Genomic DNA, 8,036 nt, shown 5'->3' with positions numbered 1-8,036 from the left:
GCAGATCATCGTCCTCCACATGCACGGCCTTGTCCGCACCCATCGACAACGCCTTCCGCAACGCGTCCCGCGCGTCCTCCGGACCCACCGTCACCACGGTGACCTCCGCGTCGTCCGAACCCTCCGCGATCTGCAACGCCTGCTCAACCGCGTACTCGTCCAACTCCGACAACAGACCGTCCACCGACTCACGATCCGTGGTCAGGTCCTCCGTGAACTGCCGCTCGCCAGTAGCGTCGGGCACGTACTTCACACAGACAACGATCCTCAAGCTCACGCCGGCTCTCCTACTGCATCGTGGGACTACGGACTGCCTCGTGTTCGGCAGCATAGGCGCCTGTCGGCACGGACTGCGGTCGGCACGAACCGACGCTCCGCACAGTTTATTACTCGCCAGTACACTCGGCGAAACCCGCCTCTGCAAGGCGGTGTCGCTGTGACCTTGCCAACGCGTGCGGAAACGCTTCGTACGCGACCGACGCCCCGGTCGCGTACGGTCGCCTCAGTCGCGCAGCGCGGTGAAGCTCCGCTCGTGGTAGAGCAGCGGGCGGCCGGGGCCGTCGGGGTCGCCCGTCAGGACCTCGGCGAGCACGACGCGGTGGTCCCCGGCGGGGACCCGGGCCACGACCCGGCACGCCACCCAGGCGGGAACGTCGTCCAGCACCGGCACGTCGAAGGGGCCGGGACGCCACCGGGTCGGTTCGGCGAACCGGTCGGCGCCGCCGCGCGCGAAGGTCGCCGCGATGTCCGCCTGGTGCTCGCCGAGGATGTGCACGCCGACGTGCTCGGCACGGGCGAACACCTCCCAGCTGGAGGAGCGCGCCCCGATGTTGAACGACAGCATCGGCGGCTCGGCGGCCACCGAGGCGAGTGAGGTGGCGGTGAACCCCGCCAGGCGGCCGTCCGCGTGGGCGGTGATGACCGCGACGCCGGCGGCGGACCGCCGGAAGGTCGCGCGGAGCAGTTCGGAGCCGTCCACCGCCGTCTCCCGCACCGCGTGCCGGGTGTCCGAGCCGCTCACCGCGGGAGTCCTGAATGCATAGCGTCACACTGACGAAAGGGGTCCCGCGGCGTCAAGGCCGCCCGGGTCGATGCGATCACGATCACGTGCCGGAAGCGTCGGCTCACCCGTCCCGGGACGTGTCGGCGGCCTGCTCGGAGGCCCGTACCGCCTCGCCGAGGGCGGCGATGACGTCGACGCGGCGCGGCTGGCCGAACGCGCGCCGCACCTCGCGCCCCGAGGAGTCGAGCACCAGCACGGTCGGCGTGCGGTCGATCCCCAGCTCGCGGACGAGCGCCAGCCGGTCCTCGGCGTCCAGCTCGACGTGCGCGACTCCGGGCACCATCTCCGCGACCTCGGCGAGCACCCGCCGCGTGGCCCGGCACGGTTGGCAGAAGGCGCTGGAGAACTGGACGAGCGTGGCCCGCTCGCCGAGCGCGTCCACGCCCAGCGTGTCGGCACCGATTCGTCGCACCGTCGCCCTCACCCTCGTGTCCTCCTCCGGGTTCCGCCGGAACCTCGCAGGCTTGCTGCTGTCGGCCGCCCCGCACCGAATCGATTCTGCCTCCTCCGGAGGGGGGCGTGATCCGGATCTCGCGGCGGGCGGGGTAGCCGGATCAAGTTACGCTCGCGTAAGTTGGTGTGGATGTCCGCGCCGGGAGAACCTTCCCCCAGGCAGTCACACAGTTAAGGGTCCCCCGCCAATGGCTGAACTCGTGTACCCACCGGTGATCGGTGCCGCCCGTACCCTCTTCAAGGCGCTCGACCTGCGCTTCGACATCGCGGGTACCGAGCACGTTCCCACAAGCGGGGGTGCCGTGCTCGTCAGCAACCACATCGGCTATCTCGACTTCGTGTTCGCCGGGCTCGCCGCCCGGCCGGCCAAGCGGCTCGTGCGCTTCATGGCCAAGGAGTCCGTCTTCCGGCACAAGGTCTCCGGGCCGCTGATGCGCGCGATGAAGCACATACCGGTGGACCGGGCCGCCGGGATGGACGCCTACCGCCACGCGGTGACCGCGCTGCGCGGCGGCGAGATCGTCGGCGTCTTCCCCGAGGCCACGATCTCCCAGTCCTTCACCCTCAAGCAGTTCAAGTCCGGGGCCGCGCGCATGGCGCAGGAGGCGGGCGTACCGCTGCTGCCGGTCGCGCTGTGGGGCACCCAGCGGCTGTGGACGAAGGGCCGCAAGCGGGACTTCGGCCGCAACCACTTCCCGATCACCATCCGGGTGGGCGAGCCGCTGGAGGCGCCGAAGGACACGTCGGCGGTGAAGCTGACCGAGACGCTGCGCGAGCGGATGCAGGAGTTGCTGGAGGCCGCCCAGGCGGCGTACCCGGCCAAGCCGCGGGGTCCGGAGGACTCCTGGTGGCTGCCGGCGCATCTGGGCGGTACGGCCCCGGCGCCGAACGCCGCCTCGGCCTGACGGGCCGGACGGCCGGACGACGAAGGAAACACGCCGAAGCGGGCGCTCCCGGACTGGGGGCGCCCGCTTCGGCGTGTCCTCGAGGGTCGGTCCGCGTCAGGCGCCGAGTTCCTCACGGAGCGCGGCCAGGAACTCCTCGACGTCGGACTCGGCGGTGTCGAAGGCGCACATCCAGCGCACGACCCCGGCGGCCTCGTCCCAGAAGTAGAAGCGGAAGCGCTTCTGGAGCCGGGTCGCCACGTCGTGCGGCAGCCGCGCGAAGACGGCGTTCGCCTGCACGGGGTGGACGATCTCGACCCCCGGCAGCTTGCGCACGCCCTCCGCCAGCAGCGCGGCCATGTTGTTGGCGTGCCGGGCGTTGCGCAGCCACAGGTCGCCGGCGAGCAGCGCTTCCAGCTGCACCGACACGAACCGCATCTTCGACGCGAGCTGCATCGACAGCTTGCGCAGGTGCTTCATGCCGCGCACGGCGTCCGGGTTGAGCACGACAACGGCTTCGCCGAACACCGCGCCGTTCTTCGTGCCGCCGAAGGAGAGGATGTCCACGCCCACGGCGTTGGTGAACGTCCGCATCGGCACGTCCAGGGAGGCCGCCGCGTTGGCGATGCGGGCGCCGTCCAGGTGGACGACCATGCCGAGCTCGTGCGCGTGCTCGCACAGCGCCCGTATCTCGTCCGGCGTGTAGACCGTGCCGAGCTCGGTGTTCTGGGTGATCGAGACGACCTGCGGCATGGCCCGGTGCTCGTCGTCCCAGCCGAACGCCTCCCGGTCGACCAGCTCGGGGGTGAGCTTGCCGTCGGGCGTGGGCACGGTGAGCAGCTTGAGTCCGCCGACCCGCTCGGGGGCGCCGCACTCGTCGACGTTGATGTGCGCGCTCTCGGCCGCGATCACCGCCCCCCAGCGGTCGGTGACCGACTGGAGGGCGACGACGTTGGCGCCCGTGCCGTTGAAGACCGGGAAGGTCTGGGCGCGGCCGCCGAAGTGGCGGCGCATCAGCTGCTGGAGGTGCTCGGTGTACTCGTCGTCGCCGTACGCGCTCTGGTGGCCGCCGTTGGCCACGGCCAGCGCGGCGAGGACTTCTGGGTGGGCGCCGGCGTAGTTGTCGCTCGCGAAGCCGCGCACCTCGGTGTCGTGGTGGCGCTTCGCGTCGGTCCTCACGGCTGGGGTGTGAGCCACAGGCGGTTTCCGTTCACTTCCTCGGTGGGCTTCGCCCAGGTTCCGACGATGGCCTCGGCCAGCTCCTTCACGTCGGTGAAGCCCGCGAACTTGGCGTGGGGACGCTCGGCGCGCATCGCGTCGTGCACAAGCGCCTTCACCACCAGGATCGCAGCCGCGGCGTCGGGGCCGGCCTCGCCCCCCGCCTTGCGGAAGGCGTCGCCGAGGGCGAGCGTCCACGCCTCGGCCGCGGCCTTGGCCGCCGCGTAGGCCGCGTTGCCCGCCGTGGGCTTGCTGGCGCCCGCGGCGCTGACCAGCAGGAACCGGCCCTTCCCGCTGCGGTTGAGGGCGCCTTCGAAGGCGAGCGAGGTGTGCTGGACGGTCCGGATGAGCAGCTTCTCCAGCACCTCCCAGTCCTTCAGGTCGGTCTTGTCGAAGGAGGCCGAGCCGCGCCAGCCGCCGACGAGGTGGACCAGGCCGTCCACCCGGCCGAACTCCTTCTCGGTGCGGGCCGCCCACTCGCGGGTCTCCGCGGGGTTCAGCAGGTCCACGGTGTCACCGATGACGGTGGCTCCGCCGTGCGCGAACCGGGCCGCGTCCACGCCCTGCGCCAGCCGCTCGGGGTCGGCGTCCGCGCCCACCACGACGGCACCGGCCTCCGCCAGCCGCAGCAGCACCGCGTGGCCGGCCGGGCCGCCGGCACCGGCCACCGCGACCACCGCGCCCTCCAGGGGCCCGCCGTTGCCGCTCTGGGGTGTCACCGTGCTCATGTCCTCAACTCCAGTCACCGTTTACGTACCGCTCTCGCATACTCCGGGCGCCGCCCTGCCGGGCGGCGCCCCCTGCCGTCAGGTGGCGGTCGCCGTCAGGCGGCCACCGCGGCGCTGTCCGCGGTGATGCCCTTCGTCGAGGCGATCACACCGCGCAGCTTCTTGGCGAGCGCCTCGTAGAACATGCTGAGCGGGAACTCGTCCGGGTGCACCTCGTCGACCAGCTTGCGCGGCGGCAGCTCGAGGTCCAGCGCCTCGGGGCCCTTGGCCCAGGTGGAGGCCGGGTGTGGGGCGAGGTAGCCGGAGACCAGGTCGTAGGCCTTGAACCAGTGGACGAGCTTCGGGCGGTCGATGCCCTCGCGGTAGAGGGTCTCGATCTCCTCGCGGAGTCGGACGGTGACCTCGCGGGCGCGCTCCCAGTCGATGGTCAGCCGGTTGTCGCGCCAGCGCAGGGCGTCGTGCTTGTGCAGGTAGGCGAAGAGCAGCTGGCCGCCCATGCCGTCGTAGTTGCGGTTGCGCTCGCCGGTGACCGGGAAGCGGAAGAGGCGGTCGAGGATGACGGCGTACTGCACGTCCCGGCCCTGCGGGTAGCCGTCGGCCTCCAGCTTCACGGCCTCGTGGAACGCGGTCAGGTCGCAGCGCAGCTCCTCCAGGCCGTACATCCAGAACGGCTGGCGCTGCTTGATCATGAACGGGTCGAACGGCAGGTCGCCGTGGCTGTGGGTGCGGTCGTGGACCATGTCCCACAGGACGAACGTCTGCTCGGCCCGGTGCTGGTCGGTGAGCAGCCCGGCGGCGTCCTCGGGCAGCTGGAGGCTGGTGACCTGGCAGGCGGCGTCGATGACGCGGCGGAAGCGGGCGGCCTCGCGGTCGCAGAAGATGCCGCCCCAGGTGAAGCGCTCGGGCGCCTCGCGCACGGCGATGGTCTCCGGGAACAGCACGGCGGAGTTGGTGTCGTAGCCGCTGGTGAAGTCCTCGAAGGTGATGCCGAGGAAGAGCGGGTTGTCGTAGCGGGTCCGCTCCAGCTCGGACAGCCACTCGGGCCAGACCATGCGCAGGACGACGGCTTCCAGGTTGCGGTCGGGGTTGCCGTTCTGCGTGTACATGGGGAAGACGACCAGGTGCTGGCGGCCGTCGACCCGCTGCTCGGCGGGCTGGAACGCCATCAGGGAGTCCAGGAAGTCCGGCACCTCGAAGCCCGACTCGGCCCAGCGGCGCAGGTCGGCGACGAGCGCCTGGTGGTAGGCCTCGTTGTGCGGGAGGAGCGGGGCCAGCCGCTCGACCGCCGCGACGATCTTCTTGACCTCGGCCTCGGCGGCGTCGCGGCTGGGCGCGCCCTCGGCGTCGAAGTCGATCGAACCGTCCTTGGACTGCCAGGGCCGCACGGTCTCCACGGCCGTCTTCAGCTCGTTCCAGGCGGGGTGGCTCACCACGGCGGCACCTTCGCCGTGGGAGTGGACGGCAGGAACGTTACTGCCGACAACCGGGGACGAAAGGGTTTCCGTCATGACTGCGCCTCCACAGGAAAAACTCGCGTGGTGCCACCGTAGGGGGAAGTCATTGCCTCGATCAAGAGCAGACGGCGCAAATCTTCCCGTCGAGAGTGCGAGATAGATGACATTTTCCGGCTCGCGATCAAGTTCATACTACTTTTGTCCGGTTCCTGCCGCATGTCGCGCTGCCGCGAGGCCCTCGCCGGGCAGCCCACCGCACACCCCGGCGCCTGTTACCGGCCACCGGTCGTTCACCGGAGGGCCCCGTACCCCCGGCTACGCTGACGCCCGACCGTCCGGGCGCCCGGCCCGCCGTCACCAGGCGTGCCGGCACCAGCAGAGAGCGAGCAAGCGCGTGTCAATCTTCACCGTCGGCCACCGCGGGGTCATGGGGGTAGAGCCGGAGAACACCCTGCGGTCCTTCCGCCGCGCCGAGCAGGAGGGCATGGACGTCGTCGAGCTGGACCTGCACCTGAGCGCGGACGGCGAGCTGGTGGTCATGCACGACGCCACGGTGGACCGCACCACCGACGGCAGCGGCCGCGTCGCCGATCTCACCCTGGCGGAGCTGCGGCGGCTCGACGCCGGTCAGGGCGAGCGCGTACCGGTCTTCGAGGAGGTCGTCGACGCGGTGACCACGCCGATCCAGGCGGAGATCAAGGACGCCGCCGCCGCACGGGTGCTCGTCGACGTCCTCAACCGCCGTGCGCTGCACGACCGGGTGACCGTCATCTCCTTCCACGACGAGGCGCTGCGGGAGACCAGGGCGCTCCTGCCCCGCGTCCCGCTCGCGCTGGTCACCGGCCGGTCCACGCCCACCGCCGCCGAACGGGCCGTGGCCCTGGGCGCGGAGATGGTCTCGTGTGAACTCCGGTACCTCGACGAGGACGTCGTCGCGCGCTGCCGCGCGGCCGGCCTGCGGGTCATCAGCTGGACCGTCAACACGCCCGCCGAGCTGGAGACGGCGCGGCGTCTGGGACTGGACGGCGTGGTGACCGACCTGCCCGAGGTCCGCACGGCCCTGCTCAGCCCGGTGGCCTGAGGCCGGCCCGGGCTCTGTCCGAGCCCGGTGGTTCTGACAGGCCGGGGGCCGTCCCCGGTCAGCCCAGCGGCTTGACGAGCAGTTCGAACCGCAGGTCGGGGCGGCGCGGTATGCCGAACTTCTCGTCGCCGTACGGGAACGGCCGGTAGCGGCCGGTCCGCCGGTAGCCGCGCCGCTCGTACCAGGCGATCAGGTCCTCACGCAGGCTTATGACCGTCATCTGCATCTCGGTGGCACCCCAGTCCGCGGCCGTCCGCTCGGCCTCGGCCAGCACCCGACGGCCCAGCCCGCCGCCCTGGGCCGTCGGACGCACCGCGAACATCCCGAAGTAGGCCACCGGCGAGGGGCCGTCCGTCCGCTCACGGCGCTCCAGATGGCAGCAGGCGACCGGCTCGCCGTCCCGCTCTGCGACGAGCACCCGGCTCCCGGCCCCCGCCAGCAGCCCGTGCACCGCGTCGGCGTCCGTACGGCGGCCGTCCAGCAGGTCGGCCTCGGTGGTCCAGCCGGCCCGGCTCGACTCGCCCCGGTAGGCGGACTCCACCAGCGCCACCAGCTCCGGGACGTCGTCGGGCGTGGCGGTACGGAACGTCAGGACGGACGCGGGCGAGGTCTCCATGGGGGCGAGCTTAGGCCCTACCGGAGAAGGGGCCCTACCCTCGACGGCATGGTGCACGTACTGAGCAGCCGCGTCCTGTTGCGTCCCACCGACCCCGAGGCGTCCCGCGACTTCTACGGCCGGCAACTGGGCCTCGCGGTGCACCGCGAGTTCGGCACCGGTGAGGAACGCGGCACGGTGTACTTCCTCGGCGGCGGCTTCCTGGAGCTGTCCGGCCGCGCCGACCGTCCTTCCTGCCCGGGGCTGCGACTGTGGATCCAGGTGGCCGACGCGGCGGCCGCCCACCGGGAACTCGCCGAGCGCGGGGTGGAGATCCTGCGCGAGCCGGTCAGGGAGCCGTGGGGGCTGGTGGAGATGTGGGTCGCGGCACCCGACGAGGTCCGGCTGTGTGTGGTCGAGGTGCCCGAGGACCATCCGCTGCGGTACCGACCGGGCCTCTAGCTCGGGGCTGCCCGGGCCGGTCCGCGTACACCTCCGGGGCCCCGGCCCCCGCGCTCCCCTTCCGTGCGCCGGTGCGCTCCCTTGACGCCTCCTCTCAC

General features: G+C 71.8%; 10 protein-coding genes. 3 read left to right on the top strand and 7 right to left on the bottom strand.

Annotated features, from left to right (window positions below; genetic code table 11):
* The 3 genes from GL263_RS16395 to GL263_RS16385 form a co-directional block, all read right to left on the bottom strand.
* Positions 1-277, bottom strand: a 277-nt coding sequence (locus GL263_RS16395) for an electron transfer flavoprotein subunit beta/FixA family protein (protein WP_438947967.1), incomplete at its 3' end; no start/stop codon positions are given.
* Positions 278-502: 225 nt separating this feature from the next.
* Positions 503-1,021 (bottom strand): flavin reductase family protein, encoded by a 519-nt coding sequence (locus GL263_RS16390; protein WP_323379430.1) that lies wholly within the window; start codon positions 1,019-1,021, stop codon positions 503-505.
* A 103-nt stretch (positions 1,022-1,124) separates the two neighbouring features.
* Positions 1,125-1,475, bottom strand: a complete 351-nt coding sequence (locus tag GL263_RS16385) for a TlpA family protein disulfide reductase (RefSeq protein ID WP_323379429.1) — start codon at positions 1,473-1,475, stop codon at positions 1,125-1,127.
* 229 nt (positions 1,476-1,704) lie between these two features.
* Here GL263_RS16385 and GL263_RS16380 point away from each other — a divergent pair, with 229 nt between their 5' ends.
* The gene (locus tag GL263_RS16380; protein WP_182856465.1) at positions 1,705-2,421 is read left to right on the top strand and encodes a lysophospholipid acyltransferase family protein; all 717 of its coding nucleotides are present in this window, start codon (positions 1,705-1,707) and stop codon (positions 2,419-2,421) included.
* A gap of 96 nt (positions 2,422-2,517) precedes the next feature.
* Here GL263_RS16380 and GL263_RS16375 read toward each other — a convergent pair whose 3' ends face one another.
* From GL263_RS16375 to GL263_RS16365, 3 genes are all read right to left on the bottom strand, one after another.
* Entirely contained in the window at positions 2,518-3,579 is a 1,062-nt protein-coding gene (locus tag GL263_RS16375) for a threonine aldolase family protein (RefSeq protein ID WP_323379428.1), read from the bottom strand.
* Positions 3,576-4,346, bottom strand: a complete 771-nt coding sequence (locus GL263_RS16370) for an SDR family NAD(P)-dependent oxidoreductase (RefSeq protein WP_182856463.1) — start codon at positions 4,344-4,346, stop codon at positions 3,576-3,578. The genes GL263_RS16375 and GL263_RS16370 overlap by 4 nt, the downstream gene beginning before the upstream one ends.
* 95 nt (positions 4,347-4,441) lie before the next feature.
* The gene (locus GL263_RS16365; protein WP_228456550.1) at positions 4,442-5,854 is read right to left on the bottom strand and encodes a DUF6421 family protein; all 1,413 of its coding nucleotides are present in this window, start codon (positions 5,852-5,854) and stop codon (positions 4,442-4,444) included.
* A gap of 340 nt (positions 5,855-6,194) precedes the next feature.
* Here GL263_RS16365 and GL263_RS16360 point away from each other — a divergent pair, with 340 nt between their 5' ends.
* Positions 6,195-6,881 carry a glycerophosphodiester phosphodiesterase gene (locus GL263_RS16360; protein WP_182856461.1) on the top strand — a complete coding sequence of 229 codons (687 nt, stop codon included), beginning with the start codon at positions 6,195-6,197 and terminating at the stop codon, positions 6,879-6,881.
* 58 nt (positions 6,882-6,939) lie between these two features.
* On the opposite strand, the gene GL263_RS16355 is transcribed toward GL263_RS16360, so the two are convergent.
* Positions 6,940-7,497 (bottom strand): GNAT family N-acetyltransferase, encoded by a 558-nt coding sequence (locus tag GL263_RS16355; RefSeq protein ID WP_182856460.1) that lies wholly within the window; start codon positions 7,495-7,497, stop codon positions 6,940-6,942.
* Between the two features lie 48 nt (positions 7,498-7,545).
* Here GL263_RS16355 and GL263_RS16350 point away from each other — a divergent pair, with 48 nt between their 5' ends.
* The gene (locus tag GL263_RS16350; RefSeq protein WP_182856459.1) at positions 7,546-7,938 is read left to right on the top strand and encodes a VOC family protein; all 393 of its coding nucleotides are present in this window, start codon (positions 7,546-7,548) and stop codon (positions 7,936-7,938) included.
* The last annotated feature ends 98 nt before the right edge of the window (positions 7,939-8,036 follow it).

Source organism: Streptomyces durbertensis (assembly GCF_014156695.1).
Taxonomy (GTDB): domain Bacteria; phylum Actinomycetota; class Actinomycetes; order Streptomycetales; family Streptomycetaceae; genus Streptomyces; species Streptomyces durbertensis.
Note: the sequence above shows the minus strand (reverse complement) of the source record. Positions and strands in the feature narration are given on the sequence as shown.